General features: G+C 69.0%; 17 protein-coding genes. 10 read left to right on the top strand and 7 right to left on the bottom strand.

Annotated features, from left to right (window positions below):
* Window positions 1-89 precede the first annotated feature (89 nt).
* Window positions 90-440 (bottom strand): hypothetical protein, encoded by a 351-nt coding sequence (locus tag E3O49_RS18310; RefSeq protein WP_134366409.1) that lies wholly within the window; start codon window positions 438-440, stop codon window positions 90-92.
* Between the two features lie 439 nt (window positions 441-879).
* Between E3O49_RS18310 and E3O49_RS18305 the strand changes: the two genes are divergently transcribed.
* Window positions 880-1,905, top strand: coding sequence for a MinD/ParA family ATP-binding protein (locus tag E3O49_RS18305; protein ID WP_134366410.1), 1,026 nt, complete (start codon window positions 880-882; stop codon window positions 1,903-1,905).
* Between the two features lie 80 nt (window positions 1,906-1,985).
* Here the strand turns inward: E3O49_RS18305 and E3O49_RS18300 are convergent, their stop codons facing one another.
* Entirely contained in the window at window positions 1,986-2,399 is a 414-nt protein-coding gene (locus E3O49_RS18300; RefSeq protein WP_134366411.1) for a hypothetical protein, read from the bottom strand.
* A gap of 56 nt (window positions 2,400-2,455) precedes the next feature.
* On the opposite strand from E3O49_RS18300, the gene E3O49_RS18295 reads away from it, so the two are divergent.
* Window positions 2,456-2,737 carry a DUF167 domain-containing protein gene (locus E3O49_RS18295; protein WP_241975776.1) on the top strand — a complete coding sequence of 94 codons (282 nt, stop codon included), beginning with the start codon at window positions 2,456-2,458 and terminating at the stop codon, window positions 2,735-2,737.
* Between the two features lie 71 nt (window positions 2,738-2,808).
* On the opposite strand, the gene E3O49_RS18290 is transcribed toward E3O49_RS18295, so the two are convergent.
* From E3O49_RS18290 to E3O49_RS18280, 3 genes are all read right to left on the bottom strand, one after another.
* On the bottom strand, window positions 2,809-3,180 hold the full coding sequence (locus E3O49_RS18290) for an FKBP-type peptidyl-prolyl cis-trans isomerase (RefSeq protein ID WP_134366412.1): 372 nt from the start codon (window positions 3,178-3,180) through the stop codon (window positions 2,809-2,811).
* Window positions 3,181-3,371: 191 nt separating this feature from the next.
* On the bottom strand, window positions 3,372-4,574 hold the full coding sequence (locus E3O49_RS18285; RefSeq protein ID WP_134366413.1) for a PrsW family intramembrane metalloprotease: 1,203 nt from the start codon (window positions 4,572-4,574) through the stop codon (window positions 3,372-3,374).
* 5 nt (window positions 4,575-4,579) lie between these two features.
* A complete protein-coding gene (locus E3O49_RS18280; RefSeq protein WP_134434519.1) occupies window positions 4,580-5,986 on the bottom strand; it encodes an FAD-binding oxidoreductase in 1,407 nt (468 codons plus the stop codon).
* 211 nt (window positions 5,987-6,197) lie between these two features.
* Here E3O49_RS18280 and E3O49_RS18275 point away from each other — a divergent pair, with 211 nt between their 5' ends.
* The 4 genes from E3O49_RS18275 (at window position 6,198) to E3O49_RS18260 (ending at window position 9,476) form a co-directional block, all read left to right on the top strand.
* Complete coding sequence (locus E3O49_RS18275) at window positions 6,198-7,775, top strand: DNA-3-methyladenine glycosylase 2 family protein (protein ID WP_134434525.1); 1,578 nt, start codon at window positions 6,198-6,200, stop codon at window positions 7,773-7,775.
* Window positions 7,776-7,784: 9 nt separating this feature from the next.
* Window positions 7,785-8,660: a fumarylacetoacetate hydrolase family protein gene (locus tag E3O49_RS18270; RefSeq protein WP_241978661.1), complete on the top strand. Its 876-nt coding sequence runs from the start codon at window positions 7,785-7,787 to the stop codon at window positions 8,658-8,660.
* Window positions 8,661-8,738: 78 nt separating this feature from the next.
* A complete protein-coding gene (locus E3O49_RS18265; RefSeq protein ID WP_244285247.1) occupies window positions 8,739-9,017 on the top strand; it encodes a glycosyltransferase in 279 nt (92 codons plus the stop codon).
* An 87-nt stretch (window positions 9,018-9,104) separates the two neighbouring features.
* Window positions 9,105-9,476 carry a hypothetical protein gene (locus E3O49_RS18260; protein ID WP_244285246.1) on the top strand — a complete coding sequence of 124 codons (372 nt, stop codon included), beginning with the start codon at window positions 9,105-9,107 and terminating at the stop codon, window positions 9,474-9,476.
* A 22-nt stretch (window positions 9,477-9,498) separates the two neighbouring features.
* On the opposite strand, the gene E3O49_RS18255 is transcribed toward E3O49_RS18260, so the two are convergent.
* Window positions 9,499-10,425 carry an alpha/beta fold hydrolase gene (locus tag E3O49_RS18255; RefSeq protein WP_134451034.1) on the bottom strand — a complete coding sequence of 309 codons (927 nt, stop codon included), beginning with the start codon at window positions 10,423-10,425 and terminating at the stop codon, window positions 9,499-9,501.
* An 83-nt stretch (window positions 10,426-10,508) separates the two neighbouring features.
* Window positions 10,509-12,053, bottom strand: a complete 1,545-nt coding sequence (locus E3O49_RS18250) for an amino acid permease (protein ID WP_134367540.1) — start codon at window positions 12,051-12,053, stop codon at window positions 10,509-10,511.
* A 223-nt stretch (window positions 12,054-12,276) separates the two neighbouring features.
* Between E3O49_RS18250 and E3O49_RS18245 the strand changes: the two genes are divergently transcribed.
* The 4 genes from E3O49_RS18245 (at window position 12,277) to E3O49_RS18230 (ending at window position 16,626) form a co-directional block, all read left to right on the top strand.
* Complete coding sequence (locus E3O49_RS18245; RefSeq protein WP_134367542.1) at window positions 12,277-13,644, top strand: glutamine synthetase family protein; 1,368 nt, start codon at window positions 12,277-12,279, stop codon at window positions 13,642-13,644.
* Entirely contained in the window at window positions 13,631-14,401 is a 771-nt protein-coding gene (locus E3O49_RS18240; RefSeq protein ID WP_134402949.1) for a gamma-glutamyl-gamma-aminobutyrate hydrolase family protein, read from the top strand. The genes E3O49_RS18245 and E3O49_RS18240 overlap by 14 nt, the downstream gene beginning before the upstream one ends.
* Window positions 14,398-15,759, top strand: a complete 1,362-nt coding sequence (locus E3O49_RS18235) for an aldehyde dehydrogenase family protein (RefSeq protein WP_134367546.1) — start codon at window positions 14,398-14,400, stop codon at window positions 15,757-15,759. Before E3O49_RS18240 ends, E3O49_RS18235 begins: the two co-directional genes overlap by 4 nt.
* A 75-nt stretch (window positions 15,760-15,834) precedes the next feature.
* A complete protein-coding gene (locus E3O49_RS18230; RefSeq protein ID WP_166787103.1) occupies window positions 15,835-16,626 on the top strand; it encodes a 3-oxoacyl-ACP reductase in 792 nt (263 codons plus the stop codon).
* Window positions 16,627-16,653: the final 27 nt, after the last annotated feature.

Below are 16,653 nucleotides of genomic sequence, written 5' to 3'. Positions count from 1 at the left end.
CGGCCTCGACCGTCAGAACGGTGCGTGCTCGGGGGCGGGCTCCGGCTCGGCTACCGTCGTGGGTTCCGGCGGCGGCGTCGTCTCGGGTTTCACCGCAACGTGCCATAGCTGATCTCCCCCGCAGCCAGCGCCGCCCGGGTCGCGAGCAGCTCAACGGCCAGGGCCCGGCTCTCCGCGACCAGGTTTTCCGCCGACCGCTGCGGCACCCGGATCGTGCAGGCCAGCTCGCTCGAGAACTCCCGCTCGGCCACCTCACGTGCGTCCCAGCGGGCGCTTGGGACCCGGGCGGCGTTGTGGGCGACGGCCTGCCCGAACCGTCGGGCCGCCTCGACCCGTTCCGCCCGCCGGGCGAAGGCCGCGGCGATGTCGCGTTCGGCCTCGGCGATGGCATCGAAATGGAGGCCCATGGCCTCTCGCTCTGCGATGAATGACGGCTTCATGAGGAACACGCTACGCGCACCCACCGACACGGCCCCGGCACCCGTGGACACTGTGGATAACCTGATCAAACCCGGATTGTGGAGGACACCGCGCGCTTCCCATCTACTGCGTCCGCGCCGCCGAGGACGCTCAGTCCCGGCGAAGTATGCCGGAACGCGGCCCGGCGACCGGCCGCCCGGAATCCCCTTCCCCACCCTCGGGTGGCTAATTCAGGAGATTCGGGCCGGTCGCTCGTCCGGCGCCGCAGACCAGTGCGGATGAGTGGGCGCCAGCGGGAGAATCTCCTGAGTTAGCCCCGGCGGCGGCAGGTGGCTTTGGCTCACCGCGAAGAACCTCATACGGTTAAGGAAGTTGCGGATCTTCCCCGGTCCGGAATCAGCCGTTGTCGACGACTGAGTCCGAGCAACGCCAGCCAGCAGCGACGGAAAGAAACCGATCATGACCCAGAATGTCCCCGCGCTTCCCGGTGCCGGAGCCCCCGTTCACGAAGGCGATGCAGCCGGCGGGACCGGGGAGAACGAGGGGCCGGATGCCTCCACTCGCCTCTCGTTCCTCAGCCCGCCGCAGCGCACGACGGCCGGGCCTGCTCAGCAGGGCTGGCGAGGGAGGCTCAGCCGGCTCACCGGTGGCCTCATCGCTCTCGGCCCGGGCCGCGTCGAGCGGGCGCACCGAGAGACGATCGCCTCCGTCCAACGCAACTTCACGGAGCCGAAAACGATCGTGGTGCTCAATCCCAAGGGCGGAGCGAACAAGACGACCGCGACCCTGCTCATCGCGGCGACGCTGGGCATGTACCGCGGCGGGTACACGCTGGCGTGGGACAACAACGAGTCGATGGGAAACCTCGGGGTGAGGGTGCGCACCGCCGGGCACACGAACACCGCCCTGACCCTCCTGCGCGAGCTGGACCGATTTGACGACGGACGCACCATCCGCCTGGGCGACCTGGACAACTATGTGCACGCCCAGGGGGACGCCCAATTCGACGCGCTGGCCTCCGACCTGGACCCGGCCGGCGCCCGGAACATCGACGGCGAGGCGTTCGGCCGGCTCTACGCCATCCTCAGCCGGTTCTACCGCGTGCTGGTGATCGACACGGGCAACAACATGCGGGCATCCAATTGGGAGGCAGCCGTCGAGAAAGCCGACCAGCTCGTCGTCGTGTCGACGATCCGCGAAGACACCGGCTACGGTGCGGCCGCGCTGCTGGAGGGTCTGCGCCAGAAAGGCCACGGCGAGAAGGTGGCGCAGGCCGTCACGATCCTGGCGTCACCGGACGGGACCGTCGACGACGCCCTGTACCGGCGGCTGCACGATCACTTCGGCAAGCTCACCCGGGCCGTCCTGGACGTGCCGTTTGACCCCGCGCTGATCGGCGGTGGACCGCTGAACATCGACGCACTCGACCCGCGCACCCGCCGGGCCTGGCTGGACGCGACGGCTGTGATCGCCGAGGGACTCTGAGGCGGCGAGGGCTGCGCGTCGGGCCGGGAAGGCCCGGTAGGCCGGGAAGCCCGGTAGGCAGGGAAGGCTCGGCGGGCGCCTCAGGCATCCGCGGACAGACCGATGAGGCGGAGCAGTGCGAGGCCGTAGGCATCCGCGGCTTCGTCGGCGTCGAACGATTCCGTCGCGCCGTGGATCTCGACCAGCACCCGGTGGCTCGATTCCTCCAGCCGGTGCAGGGAGCGGAAGGTGTTGCGCAGCAGCGCCCGCAACTGGTCCTCGCGCGGGAGCCAGAGGGCGTCCTCGAGGGCGAGGGAGTCCAGAGCCCACTCGGTCGTGCCGTTGAACCCGAGGATCGTGCCGGTGTCGAATTCGTGCGGCTCGATGGTCATGTCATTGACCGTGAACACGTCGCTCTCGAAACCGGCACGTTCGATCCGGAAGGCGTCCCCGGAGACGGGGCGCCAGCGCAGACCGGCCACGGCCAGTGCGCGTGCACAGTCGATTGAGATCATGGCGGCAACTCCGCCCGCTAGCGTTGTGATGAGAACTATATTCCAGGAGGACCGGTGTGACGCGAACCGTGAATCTGACGGTGCATGTGAAGCCCGGCAGCCGCAAGGGGCCTCTGGTCACGGTCGACGACCCCGAGGATGCGCCGGACACTGCGACGAAACTCCCCACGGATGCCGCCCTTACGGTCTATCTGCAGCAGCGCGCCGCCGAGGGTGCCGCCAACGAGGCCCTGGTCAAGCTGCTCGCCAAGCACTTCGGCGTTTCCCGGAGCGCGGTCACCATCATCCGTGGGCACAGCTCCCGGATCAAGCACGTGCGGGTCGAACACGACTCGTAGCGACCGGTCGCGACTGGTTGTGACCCGCACGTGCCCTCCGGGCGGCGGTGAGTTGCAGCTGACGCCGAGTTCTAGCTGACGCCGAGCAGGTCGATCACGAAGATCAGCGTCTGGCCGGAGAGACGGTGGCCTCCGCCGGCGGGACCGTAGGCCAGGTGCGGCGGGACGACCAGCTCGCGGCGTCCGCCCACCTTCATTCCGGGGATGCCCTGCTGCCAGCCCGCGATCAGCGACCGGAGTGGGAAGTTGATCGACTGGCCGCGGTTCCAGGACGAGTCGAATTCGTCTCCGGTGTCGTATTCGACGCCCAGGTAGTGCACGTCGACGGTGGCGCCGGGGGTTGCCTCGGCACCCTCGCCGACCACGATGTCGGTAATGGTCAGTTCGGTGGGCGCGGGGCCCTCGGGTGCGTCGAGTTCGGGCTTTGAATTGAGATCAGTCATGTTCCCATCCAACCGGATTCACCCGTCCGACGCACCGTGAAAATTCCCCCTTGCGCGAACGCAACGGGGAGGCGCACCATGGAATCAGTAACTCGCCGCTCCGGGAGAGTCGTCGGCATCGCCACACCACCGGGCGGCGAGTTCATGTCTGCAGCCGACGCCGTTCACTTCCCCGCGCTCAGGTGCGACGCTCAGGCGATCACTCCGGCGCGGTCCGCCTGGATGAGGCCCAGCAGTTCCGCCTCGTCGGCGCGGTCCACGTGACCCGCCGTGCCGTTCAGCATCCGTTGCCGGGCGAATGCCAGCCGGGTGGCATCCCGGATGAAGCTCTGCATCGCCCGCTTGCGGGCGCGGGGCTGGCGAGAAGCCCAGGTCCTGGCCTGCCGCCGCCCTTCGGGGGTGGCGAGCATCGAGACCTCGGCGGCGCTGAACCAGCCCACCGCCGCGTACTCGCTGAGTCGACGTTCGGTGATGCGCTTCTCCTGCCGGCGGAGCAGGATCACGACCACGACGGCGGCCAGGAACAGCGGCACCTGCACGAGCAGGTAGTAGGTCACCAAGGAGGCGCTGTCCACCAGGTAGAAGGCGCCGTTCCAGAGCATGTGCAGCAGGATGGCGCCCAGCAGGCCGAGCAGGATCGTGCCGGCCGCCGCCGCACCGCGGCGCCGGGCCGCCAGTCCGATCGCAATCCCCGTGCAGGCGGTGAACATGACGTGCGCGAACGGGGACAGCACACCCCGCACCAGGAAGGTGAAGCCCAGGTTGGCGGCGCCGCCGTCCATCATCGCCAGACCGAAGTACTGGATGTTCTCGGAGAACGCGAACCCCGCGGCGACCGTCGCCGCGAAGACGATGCCGTCGACGGGTCCGTCGAACCGGCGGCGGAGCACCCAGAAGATCAGCAGGATGCCAAATCCCTTCGCGGTCTCCTCCACGATGGGCGCCTGGATGACGGCGGCGGTGAAATCGGCGCCGGACCCGGAGGCTGACCGGGACGCGCCGGAGAGGTTCAGGGCGATCTGCACGCCGAGGTCGAAGATCAGGGCCGACGCCACCGAGACGCCCGCGCCCCAGAGCAGGGCGAACCAGAGCGTCGGGCGGGGCTCCGGCTCCCAGCGGTCGATCCAGCGCACGGCCAGCAGGATCGCCGTCAACGGGATGAGGGCGAGGATCAGGCAGATCAGCAGCGCTCCGGGGCCGAGGAACGTGGCCAGGTACACCAGCACCAGCAGCACCGCCGTGCCGCCCACGACCAGGCCGACGCTGGTCAGGGCGATCAGGCCCCCACTCGTGCGGCGCACCGGGGCGGACCACACGGGCTGAACGGGCTGGGCCGCCGGTTGCACACCCGGGGCGGCAGCGGCTGGGCGGGACTCGGGCGACTCAAATGTCATGCCGATCAGGATACCGGGGCGAACATGGTGCCCGGGTTGAGGATGCCGAGGGGATCGAAGACGGACTTGATCTGGCGCTGCAGGTCGAAGCTCGTGTCGCCGACTTCCTCCGCCAGCCAGCGGCGTTTGAGCACGCCGACCCCGTGCTCGCCGGTGAGGGTGCCGCCGAGTTTCAGGGCCGCCCGGAACAGTTCTCCGGCCGCCTCCCAGATCGCCTCCGGCACCACCGGGTCCCCGGCCGGCCGGCCCGGGTCGGCGGGGATCACGAAGTTGGGGTGCAGGTTGCCGTCGCCGGCGTGGGCGACCGTGGGGATCGGCACGCCCGTGCGGGCGCTGATCTCCGCGATCCGTTCGAACATTTCCGCCATCCGGGAACGGGGCACACAGACATCCTCGATCAGGACCTCGCCGTGGGCGGCCAGCGCCGGGTGCGCGGCCCGCCGCACGGCCAGCAGCCGGTCGGCGGTGGCGCCCCCCGCGGCATCCGCCAGGCGGACCTCACCGCCCGCGGCCCGCAGCACGGCTGCGGCCTGTTCGGCCTCGGCGAGCGCGCCCGGCCCATCCGTCTGCAGCAGCAGGAACGCGCCGCGGTCGATCGGAAGGCCCGCCGTCTGGTCCGGCCCGAGGTAGGCCGCGATCATCGCCAGGGCAGCCGAGTCGATCAGTTCCATCACGGCCGGGCACAGGCGGGATGCCGTGATGAGGGCGGATGCCGCCGCCGCGAGTGCCACATCGGGGAACACGGCTCCGAGGGTGACGGTCTCCCCCGCGGTGATGGCCCTGGCCCGCACGGTGGCCTCGACGATCACGCCGAGGGTGCCCTCCGATCCGGTCAGCAGAGCGGTGAGGTCGTAGCCCGTGACGCCCTTGACGGTGCGGCGGCCCGTCTTCAGCAGCCGCCCGTCGGCCAGCACGACCGTCAGCGCGAGCACCGCCTCGCGGGTGACCCCGTACTTGGCGCAGAGCAGGCCGCCGGCATTCGTGGCGATGTTGCCGCCGACGGAGGCGAAGCCCTTACTGGCCGGGTCGGGGGCGAACCACAGCCCGTGTTCGGCGAGCGCGTCGTTGAGGTGCTGGTTGATCACGCCCGGTTCGACCACGGCCAGCTCGTCCTCGGGGCGGATCTCGAGGATCCGGTTCATCCCCCGAACGTTGAGCACGATGCTTCCATCCGTGCCGCACGCTCCCCCGGACAGCCCGGTGCCGGTGCCCCGGGTGACCACGGGGATGCGGAACTCCGTTGCGATCCGGAGCACGGCCTGCACCTCCGGGACGGATGTCGCCCGCACCAGGGCCAGCGGCATGCCCGGGGCCACCCAGCCGGACTTGTCGGTTCGAGTCGCCGCCAACTCGACCGGATCGATGCTGACGATGCTGCCGAGCTCGGACTGGAGACGTTCCACTGCGGTCATGCCGCCAGAGTACCGGACCGGGCACCCACCCGACCGCCGCGCCGGGCACCCACCGGGGGCAGCGCCGAGCGTCAGCGATGGCCGATTCCCGCTAGCGTCCCCGGTCGCCCGGTGACAGGCTGGACCAGTGACCACCACTTCGACCCGGACGAACGTCCTGCCCGACCCGGACGATATTCCCGACCCGATCTTCGCGACCCGCTACCGGGCCATGTCCTCGCGGGACGCCCGTTTCGACGGTCAGTTCATCACGGGCGTGCACTCCACCGGCATTTACTGCCGTCCGAGCTGCCCGGCGGCGACACCGAAACCCGCCAATGTGTCGTTCTACCTGACCACCGCGGCCGCCCACGAGGCCGGACTGCGGGCGTGCAAGCGCTGCCTGCCCGACGCCGTCCCCGGGTCGCCGGAGTGGAACATCCGTGACGACCTCGCCGCCCGCGCGATGCGCCTGATCGCTGACGGCGCGGTCGAACGGGACGGGGTGCCCGGCCTCGCCCGCCGCCTCGGCTACAGCGAACGGCACCTCACCCGGGTGCTCGTGACCGAGCTCGGCGCCGGCCCGCTCGCACTCGCGCGGGCACACCGCGCGCAGACCGCGCGGCTGCTGCTGCAGGGCAGCGAGCTGTCGATCAGCGCGGTGGCGTTCGCCGCCGGGTTCGGCAGCGTGCGCCAGTTCAACGACACGATCGCCGCCGTCTACGAGCGCACCCCCACCGAACTGCGGCGCACGCTGCAACGCCCGACCCGACCTGCCCGTCCCCGTTCCCCGTCCCCCGAGAGCGCACAGGCCGTCCCTTCAGCCGCCACCGGCATCAGCCTGCAGCTGCCGGCCCGCGCGCCGTTCGACGGACCTGGGCTGTTGCGGTTCCTCGCCGTGCGGGCCCTCGCCGGCGTCGAGCGGGCCACGGCGCAGGTCTATTCCCGCACGTTGCGCCTGCCCCACGGCCCGGCGTGGGTCGAGCTGACGCTGTTGGGAACGGATGCCGCGCCATCCGTGGCCTGCCGCGCCGGCCTGGCCAGCCTCGCCGACCTCGCACCGCTCGTCAGCCGGGTGCGGCGCCTGCTCGACCTGGACGCGGATTCCCGGGCGATCGACCTGGCCCTCGCCGCGGACCCGGCCCTGGCGGCCGGCGTCGCGGCGACCCCCGGCATGCGCCTGCCCGGAAGTATCGACCCCGAGGAGACGTTGTTCCGTGCGCTGATCGGGCAGCAGGTCTCCGTGGCGGCCGCCCGCACAGCGCTCACCCGCCTGACCGCGGCGCTCGGCGACGCGTTCCCGGGGGCCGCCGGCGCCCCGGCACCCGGGGGCGACCAGCCCGGCACCGACCAGCCCGGCACTGACCAGCACGGCTCCGACCAGCCGCTCCGGCTCTTCCCCACCGCCGCGCGGATCGCCGCGGAGGGCCGCAGCGTGCTCCGCGGCCCGGCCGCCCGCATCGACACGATCATGCGGGTGGCCGAGGAGCTGAGCACGGGCGCCCTCACGCTCTCCTTCGGCGATACCAGGGCGGACCTCGAGTCGCGGCTCACCGCCCTCCCCGGGATCGGGCCCTGGACGGCCGGCTACGTCGCGCTGCGCGTGCTGGGCAGTCCCGACATCCTGCTGACCAGCGACCTGGCCCTGCGCCAGGGCGCCGCCCGACTCGGACTGCCCCCGGATGCCCGGAATCTCGCGCGCCACGGGGAGGACTGGGCGCCGTGGCGCAGTTACGCGGGCATGCACCTGTGGCGGGCCGCGGGCACCCCGGCGGCGGACCTGCCCCGCACCCCTTCTTCGGGCAGGTAGCCTGAACAGGTGAAATTCGCCCATCTCAGAGTTGACGGCCAGTCCACCCCGCGTCTCGCGGCGGTCTTCGAGGACGCAGCGCTGTTCCTCGACGAAATCATGGAGGAGGCCCCGCGCGATCTGCAGGACCTGCTCGAAAAGGGCGATGACGAGTTCGACCGGGTGCGCGCCCTGAGCATGCACGCCGCGGCACAGGGAGCCACGCTCACGCCGCTCTCCGAGCTGCGCTACTCCTCGGCGGTGCTGCGACCGCCGCAGATCATCGCGATCGGCGCCAACTACGCCGCCCATTCCTCCGAACTCAAGCTCCGGTCCGAGACCGCGGCGACCGTGTTCTCGCTCTGGCCCAACTCGCTGACCGGGCACGAGTCCACGATCACATGGTCGACCGACCAAACGCAGCAGGTCGACTACGAGGCCGAGCTCGGCGTGATCATCGGCCGGGCCGCCCATAAGGTGTCCGTGGCGGACGCCCTCGACCACGTCTTCGGCTACACCGTCGTGAACGACATCACCGCGCGTGACCTGCAGTTCTCCGAGGCCCAGTGGTCGCGCTGCAAGTCCTTCGACGGCTTCACACCCACCGGCCCCGTCGTCATCACGGCAGACCAGATCGCCGACCCGCAGGACCTGTGGCTCACCACCCACGTCGACGGTCGCATCCTGCAGGACGCCTCGAGCGGCGACATGGTGCGCTCGGTCGCCGAGATCATCTCCTACCTCTCCCAGACATCGACCCTGCTGCCGGGCACGCTGATCTCCACCGGCAGCCCGGGCGGCGCCGGCTACAGCCGCAAACCGCCGGTCTTCCTTCGTGACGGGTCGACCGTGACCATCACGATCGACAAGATCGGTTTCCTGACCACGCACTGCCGCGCAATCTGATTTCCAGCCGGGCGTAAGCTCGGCACCAAATCGTTGTTCCAGGCCCGGGGCGCCGATGCGAACGCGAGGGAGGACGCCATGACAACGATCTCTGTCGTCATCCCCTGCTTCAACGACGCCGGCCTGCTCGCCACCTGCCTCGCTGCCCTGGCCGCCCAGGACCGCCCGGCCGACGAGGTGATCGTCGTGGACAACGCGAGCACGGATGCCACGGCCGCCACCGCCCGCGCCGCCGGAGCGCGCGTCGTGTACGAGCCCGTGCAGGGGATCTGGCCGGCCGCCGCGGCGGGCTACGACGCGGCGACGGGGGACGTGATCGCGCGCCTCGACGCCGACTCCGTTCCTGCCCCCGACTAGCTGGCGCGGCTCGAGTCCGGCCTGGCCCGGTCTCCCGAGGCGGACCTCATCACCGGGACCGGTGACTTCTACGACAGCAGTCCGCTCGTGGCCTGGCTGGGACAGACGTTCTACCTCGGCGGCTACTTCTTCTGGGTCGGCCTCTGGCTCGCGCACCACCCCGTGTTCGGGTCGAATTTCGCCATGCACCGGGATGTCTGGCTGAGAGCCCGTGACCGGGTGCACCGGGAGCGGAGCGACATCCACGACGACCTCGATCTGAGCATGAACCTGGATCCGGCAGTGCAGGTGCGGTACGAGCACACCCTGAGGGTGGGCGTCTCCGGACGCCCGTTCGCCACCTGGAGCGGCTTCGCCCGCCGGGTGCGGTGGGGATTCCGCACCCTCCTGCAGGACTGGCCCGAGGACACCCCCTGGCGCCGGCGCGCCGCCCGGCACCGCCTCCGGGTGCGCACCTGATCAGTCCGACCGACCCGGTCTGCTAGCCAGGTTCGGCCGACCGGTACAACGCGAGCATGTCCCGCGCCAACTGGTGCGGGGTGGTCTCGCACGGGCTGTGTCCGGTGGGGTAGACGCGGAATCGCGCCCCGATGCTGTTCGCGAAGGCGCGGTGGACATCCGTCGACCACAGGTCATGATGGCCCACGGCGACGAGCACGGGGATGGCCGAGTGCCGCAGCAGTGCGCTCAGATCGGGCACGTGCATCAGTAGCCCGACGATCTCGTCAACGCTGCGGCGGTTCGTGTAGGCGAACCGCAGCCGCACCAGGGCGAGGCGGCCGGGCGGAACCCGGTTCAGGTTGGAGACGATGCCCCAGACGATCAGGGAGGCGATCTGGCGCGGACGCAGCACGTAGCTCAACGCGCCGATCCAGCGCACCCGGCGGAACGCCTGGCCGGACTGCGGCGGCACGCCGAGCAGCACCAGGCTCCCGAACAGTTCGGGCCGATCGGCGAAAGCCAGCTCGGCGACGATTCCGGCGAAGGAGTAGCCGAGCACATGCACCGGGGTGCTCCCCGCCGCCAGGAAGGCGATCAGGTCGGCGACGAAGAGGCCGTACTCGTACGGGCTGCCGTCGACGGGGCCGGCGGCGGCCGATTGGTACTGTCCGGCCAGGTCGTAGCTCTCCACCAGGAAGCCGGGGTCGGCGAGCAGGGGCCCCAACAGCACGAAATCTTCTTTGGACCCGGTGGCGCCGGGGAGCAGGACGACCCGCGGATGCCCCGGGTCGCCCACCGCGAAAGCGGCGAGCGCGCCGCTCGGAGCCGGAAAACGGAAGGCCCGGCTACCGGCAGGCAGCACGTTCCAGCCCCGGTCGGGCAGGGTGCGGTCGCGGACGCCGGGGTCCGACGGAGCCGCCCAGCCCGGTTTTCGGCGGTGCGCGGAGCGGTGTTCCCGGATGGACATGGCGTCACAGTAGCGCCGGTGCAGCCGCCCCGCGAGGGGACGTTCGCTCCGCTGCTCGGCGCCCCGCCCCAGGCCGCATCACGCTACTCTGTGGGAGCATCCCGCCCGTCCAGCGCGAGGATTTCCTCCTCCACCGGCCCTCCGTAACCTTCCTTCTGCGGGTCGCCGTGCAGTCCGCCGGAAACCGCATACTCCTCTTCCGGGGAGAGGACGAGCCGCTTGCGCCCGTACAGAGCGAAGACGAGGAGCATGACCACGTAGACCACCGCGATGGCCGCGATCGCCGGTCGGGCCGGTTCGTTGATGAAGAACCCGAAGAAGATCGCCAGCGAGAGGATGCCGGCGACGACCGCACCGGGCACGCCCCACGGGCTGCGGTACGGGCGGTTCGCGTTCGGGAACTTGCGGCGCAGGATCACGAACGAGATCATCTGCAGAATGTACGCGATCACGGCGCCCCAGACCGCGATGTTCAGCACGATGGCTCCTGCCACGCCGCCCGTTCCGCCGAGCGCGTCGACCAGGATCAGAGCCACAAAGCCGATGATTGCCCCGACGAGAAGGGCGACCCCGGGGGTCTGCCGTTTGCCGGTCAGGGAGAGGAACTTCGGGTAGTAGCCGGCCCGGGACAGGGAGTACATGTTGCGTCCGTAAGCGAACATGATGCCCTGCAGGGAGGCGAGCAGGCCGACCAGAGCGAACAGGGCGAGCACCGCGGCAGCCTGGTCGCCGACGATGGCGCGGAAGCCGTCCAACAGGGGCTCCCCCGCGGTGGCGATGTTGGAGGCGCCCACGATCCCGGTGTTCAGGAACAACACGAGCAGGCCCGTGACGATGAGGGTGGTGCGGGCGATCAAGCCAGCCCGGGGGATGTCGCGCACGGGGTTGTGGGCTTCCTCCGCGGCGAGCGGCAGTTCCTCGATTCCGAGGAAGAACCACATGGCATACGGCAGGGCGAACAGGATCGGAATCACCCCGTGCGGCAGGAACTCGGACTGGCCGGCATCGGGCACGATGTCGAAGAGGTTGTCCACGCTGAACAGACCTGAGAAAGCGGCCATGGCGGAGAACACGAGCAGGATGACGATCGAGATGATCGAGACCACGATCGCGAAGGTGAACGAAATGGCCGCGCCGGCGGCATTAAGGCCGATGAACACGGCGTAGAGGATGGCCCACCAGGCCCACGAGGGGAGGGAGAAGCCGAGGAGTTCACTCGTGATGCCATCCGCGTACGAGGCGGAGAAGTAGACGATCACTGCCGTGGTCGCGACGTACTCAATCGTCTCGGCGAGCCCCGTGACGAATCCGCCCCAGGGTCCCAGTGCCGCGCGGGCGAAGGAGTACGCACCGCCGGTGTGAGGCATCGCCGAGGCCATCTCACCGATGCTGAAGATCATGCCGTAGTACATGACGACCAGAAGGGCGAACGCAATCAGCATGCCGCCGAATCCGGCGAAGTCGATGCCGAAGTTCCAGCCGGAGAAGTCGCCCGAGACGACCGCCGCCACAGCGAGGCCCCACAGCCCCCAGATCCCGGCGCTCCGGGTCAATCTGCGTTTCTCGAAGTATCCTGCTTCCGCCGTTGTGTACTGCACGCCTGAGACTTTCAAGGTGTCTTTGGACATCCTGGTTCCTTTGCGCTCTGGTCATGCGCGTCGACACTGTCGACCACACAACGCCGTGAGTTTTTCTTGGCCTGACTATAAGGCCCCCAATGGTTGCGTGTACATACCTTTGCGAGAAAGTTTCGTCGCACCCGGCCCGAAAGTTCTCCCCTGTTCTGGTTCTGATCTGTGGTCTAATGGTCGGGAAGTTGACCATTCAGCCAGGCTCACTGAGGAGATGCTCATGACACCCCGATCCGGAAACCTATCGTTTGAGGACCTGACCGCGCTCGTGGGCTCGGGTGAGATCGACACGGTCGTCGTCGCCTTCACCGACATGCAGGGGCGGTTGGTGGGCAAGCGGGTCTCCGCGCGGCTCTTCCTCGAAGATGTCGCGAGCCATGGCGCGGAATGCTGCAACTACCTGCTCGCGGTGGATGTCGAGATGAATACGGTGGACGGCTACGAGATGTCGAGCTGGAGGCGTGGCTACGGCGATATGGCGATGATCCCCGACCTCGCCACGCTGCGCCGGGCGCCGTGGCTCCCGGGCGCCGCGCTCGTCACAGCCGACCTGCAGTGGCTGGACAAGACGCCGGTCGTGGCCTCCCCGCGTCAGATCCTGAAAGCGCAGCTGGCGCGTCTGGCCGAACGTGGGCTCGTGCCCTACGTGGGCACCGAGCTGGAGTTCATCGTCTTCGACGACGGTTACCGGGAGGCGTGGAAGAAGGGTTACCGAGACCTGACCCCGGCCAGCGATTACAACATCGACTACGCGCTGCTCGCTTCCACTCGGATGGAACCGCTGCTGCGGGACATCCGGAATGCCATGGACGGCGCGGGGATGTACTGCGAAGGCGTCAAAGGCGAGTGCAACCTCGGCCAGCAGGAGATCGCCTTCCGTTACACGGACGCCCTCGCCACCTGCGACAATCACTCGATCTACAAGAACGGGGCCAAGGAAATAGCGGATGCGCACGGCAAGAGCCTGACCTTCATGGCCAAGTTCAACGAGCGTGAGGGCAACAGCTGCCACATCCACATCAGCCTGCGCGGCACGGACGGGTCGGCGGTCTTCGCCGAGAAGGGTGCGGATCACGGCATGTCGAAGCTTTTCCGCCACTTCCTCGCCGGCCAGGTGGCCGTCATGCGCGAACTCACCCTCTTTTCCGCCCCCAACATCAACTCCTATAAACGTTACGTCGCGGGCAGCTTCGCGCCCACGGCGATCGCCTGGGGGCTGGACAACCGCACCTGCGCACTGCGAGTGGTGGGAGCCGGTTTGGGCCTTCGGGTGGAGAACCGGGTGCCCGGCGGCGACGTGAACCAGTATTTGGCCGTGGCCGCGCTGATCGCGGCCGGCCTCCACGGCATCGAGAACGAAATGGAGCTGGACGATGCTTTCGTCGGCAACGCGTACGAGAGCGATGCGGAGCGGGTGCCGGCCTCGTTGAGGGAGGCCACCGCACTGTTCGCGACCTCCGCGGTCGCCCGGGAAGCCTTCGGCGACGAGGTCGTCGACCACTACCTCAACAATGCCCGGACCGAACTGGCTGCCTACGACGCGGCGGTGACCGACTGGGAGCGGGTGCGCGGCTTTGAACGACTCTGAGCTCTCGAGGCCTCGACCCGTCATCGGCCTGACCACCTATCTCGAACAGTCACAAACCGGAGTCTGGGATGTGCCGGCCGCTTTCCTCCCCCAGGTCTACTTCGACTCGGTGACCCGGGCCGGCGGGATCGCCGTGCTCCTACCCCCGCAGCCGGCCAGCCCCGCCATCGCCGCTGGGGTCCTCGACCGGCTGGACGGCCTGATCATCACCGGGGGCAAGGACGTCGACCCGGCGAGATACGGCCAGTCGTCCCACGCTGCCACCGATGAGCCCCGTCCCGACCGGGACGACTGGGAGCACGAGCTCCTGCTCGAGGCCATCGCCCGCGAGTTGCCCTTCCTCGGGATCTGCCGGGGTGCCCAAATGCTCAACGTGGTTCTCGGCGGTACCCTGCACCAGCACCTGCCTGACGTGGTCGGCCACGGCGGCTACCAGGCCGGCGGCGGCGTTTTCAACGCGGTGGAGGTTGAACTCCACCCGCAATCCCAGTTGCACGGGCTGCTCGACGGTGGCACCGCCCCGCTCGCCGTGCCCGTTTACCACCACCAGTCCATCGACCGCGTGGGCGAGCGCCTCGTCGTCACCGCCCGCAGCCTCGAGGGCGTCGTGCAGGCCGTCGAGCTCGACGGCGTTCCCTTCGGGGTCGCGGTTCAGTGGCATCCCGAACAGGACGACGCGGACATCCGTCTCTTCGCGGGCCTCGTCGACGCGGCCGCCCAATACCGGGCCGACCGGCAGAGAGAGGAACGATCGTGAGCAGTTACACCGTCATCAACCCCGCCGATCAGACCGAGGTGTCGATCGTCGAGCACGTCGATCTCGCGGGCACCGACGAGGCTGTACGCCGCGCCGTAGCAGCGCAGCGGCTCTGGGCCCAGGTGGCCCCCGCCGACAAAGCACTGGTGCTGAGGCGGTTCGCCGACGCCGTGGACGGGGACCGGGAGAACCTGGCCCGAATCGAAGTGATGAACTCGGGGCATCCGATCACGCAGGCCCGCTGGGAGGCCGGCCACGTGCGTGATGTACTGACCTACTACTCTGCTGCGCCCGAGCGCCTCTTCGGCCGGCAGATTCCCGTGGCGAACGGACTGGACGTGACCTTCCACGAGCCTCTCGGCGTGGTGGGCATCATCACGCCGTGGAATTTCCCGATGACGATCGCGGCCTGGGGCTTCGCGCCCGCCCTCGCGGCCGGAAACGCGGTGCTGCTCAAGCCCGCGGAATGGACGCCGCTGTCCAGCATCCGTTTGGGCGAACTCGCCCAGGCGGCCGGTCTGCCTGACGGCCTGTTCCAGGTGCTGCCGGGGCGCGGCTCCGTGGTCGGTGAGCGTTTCGTCACCCATCCCTCGGTGCGGAAAGTCGTCTTCACCGGGTCGACCGCCGTGGGCAAACGCATCATGGCGGGGTGCGCCGACCAGGTCAAACGGGTCACCCTCGAACTCGGCGGCAAGAGCGCCAATATAGTCTTCGCCGACTCGGACCTGGAGAAGGCCGCCGCGACGGCGCCCTACGGGGTGTTCGAGAACGCCGGCCAGGACTGCTGTGCACGCAGCCGAATCCTGGTAGAGCGGAGCGTCTACGACCGGTTCATGGAACTGCTCGAACCGGCCGTGACCGGAGTGCGCGTGGGCGACCCGGCCGATGAGGCGACCGAGATGGGTCCGCTGGTCTCGGCCGCTCACCTCGCGTCGGTCAGGAGCTATGTGCCGGTGGGTTCCCCCGTCGCCTTCCGCGGCAACGCACCGACCGGTCCCGGCTTCTGGTTCCCGCCCACCGTGTTGACCCCCGATTCCCGCTCCGACCGCTGCGTGACGGACGAGATATTCGGCCCCGTGGTCACCGTGCTGCCCTTCCAGGACGAGGCGGATGCCGTGCGGCTGGCCAACGACACCGAGTACGGGCTCTCCGGCTCGATCTGGACCAGGGACGTCGGCCGAGCCCTCCGGGTGGCGCGCTCCGTCGAATCCGGAAACCTCTCGGTCAACTCGCACTCATCCGTGCGGTATTCGACACCGTTCGGGGGCTTCAAACAGTCCGGGCTCGGCCGCGAATTGGGCCCGGACGCCCCCCTGAGCTTCACCGACACCAAGAACGTCTTCATCGCCGTCGATTGAAGCGGCGATCCCGAAACAACCTTCTTTCCAGTCGATCCCGCCCGCCAGAACCTCACACCAAGGAGAACTCCAGCCATGAGCAGCCTCACCCCCATCGATCTCACGCAACGGCTCGCGGGCAAGGTCGCCGTGATCACCGGCGGTGCCAGCGGCATCGGACTGGCCACCGCAAAACGATTCGCCGCAGAGGGGGCGACCGTCGTGATCGGCGACCTCGACGAAACATCGGGCCTCGCTGCCGCGGAACTGGTCAACGGACTCTTCGTCAAGGTGGACGTGACTGACCAGGACCAGGTCGACACACTCTTCGACACCGCCTATCTCACCTTCGGCTCGGTCGACGTGGCCTTCAACAACGCCGGGATCTCACCGCCCGACGACGACTCGATCGAGACCACCGAGCTGCCGGCCTGGCAGAAGGTACAGGACGTCAACCTGAAATCCGTCTACCTCTGCTGCCGGTCCGCTCTGCGATACATGGTCAAGCAGGGCGGTGGTTCGATCATCAACACTGCCTCGTTCGTGGCGGTGCTCGGCTCGGCCACGAGTCAGATCTCCTACACCGCGTCGAAGGGCGGCGTGCTGGCGATGAGCCGTGAGCTCGGCGTGCAGTTCGCCCGGCAGGGCATCCGGGTCAACGCCCTCTGCCCGGGCCCGGTGAACACTCCCCTGCTACAGGAACTGTTCGCCAAAGACCCGGAACGGGCGGCCCGGCGTCTCGTGCACATCCCGGTCGGGAGGTTCGCGGAGCCGGAGGAACTTGCCGCCGCTGTCGCGTTCCTGGCCAGCGACGACTCCTCGTTCATCACCGGATCCACGTTCCTCGTCGACGGCGGCATCAGCTCGGCCTACGTGACGCCGGAATGACCTGACTCAAAACCGTGATGAACTAGA

The sequence above is a fragment of the Cryobacterium shii genome, from assembly GCF_004402595.1.
GTDB lineage: Bacteria > Actinomycetota > Actinomycetes > Actinomycetales > Microbacteriaceae > Cryobacterium > Cryobacterium shii.
The sequence above is the reverse complement of the archived record's forward strand: the minus strand, read 5'-3'. Positions and strand labels throughout refer to the sequence as shown.

What these genes read in the sequence shown, in the direction of transcription:
- E3O49_RS18310 (WP_134366409.1), bottom strand. Translation starts at nt 440, where the DNA reads ATGAAGCCGTCATTCATCGCAGAGCGAGAGGCCATGGGCCTCCATTTC.
- E3O49_RS18265 (WP_244285247.1), top strand. Translation starts at nt 8,739, where the DNA reads ATGACAACGATCTCTGTCGTCATCCCCTGCTTCAACGACGCCGGCCTG.
- E3O49_RS18285 (WP_134366413.1), bottom strand. Translation starts at nt 4,574, where the DNA reads ATGACATTTGAGTCGCCCGAGTCCCGCCCAGCCGCTGCCGCCCCGGGT.
- E3O49_RS18300 (WP_134366411.1), bottom strand. Translation starts at nt 2,399, where the DNA reads ATGATCTCAATCGACTGTGCACGCGCACTGGCCGTGGCCGGTCTGCGC.
- E3O49_RS18280 (WP_134434519.1), bottom strand. Translation starts at nt 5,986, where the DNA reads ATGACCGCAGTGGAACGTCTCCAGTCCGAGCTCGGCAGCATCGTCAGC.
- E3O49_RS18255 (WP_134451034.1), bottom strand. Translation starts at nt 10,425, where the DNA reads ATGTCCATCCGGGAACACCGCTCCGCGCACCGCCGAAAACCGGGCTGG.
- E3O49_RS18250 (WP_134367540.1), bottom strand. Translation starts at nt 12,053, where the DNA reads ATGTCCAAAGACACCTTGAAAGTCTCAGGCGTGCAGTACACAACGGCG.
- E3O49_RS18275 (WP_134434525.1), top strand. Translation starts at nt 6,198, where the DNA reads ATGTCCTCGCGGGACGCCCGTTTCGACGGTCAGTTCATCACGGGCGTG.
- E3O49_RS18245 (WP_134367542.1), top strand. Translation starts at nt 12,277, where the DNA reads ATGACACCCCGATCCGGAAACCTATCGTTTGAGGACCTGACCGCGCTC.
- E3O49_RS18290 (WP_134366412.1), bottom strand. Translation starts at nt 3,180, where the DNA reads ATGACTGATCTCAATTCAAAGCCCGAACTCGACGCACCCGAGGGCCCC.
- E3O49_RS18305 (WP_134366410.1), top strand. Translation starts at nt 880, where the DNA reads ATGACCCAGAATGTCCCCGCGCTTCCCGGTGCCGGAGCCCCCGTTCAC.
- E3O49_RS18230 (WP_166787103.1), top strand. Translation starts at nt 15,835, where the DNA reads ATGAGCAGCCTCACCCCCATCGATCTCACGCAACGGCTCGCGGGCAAG.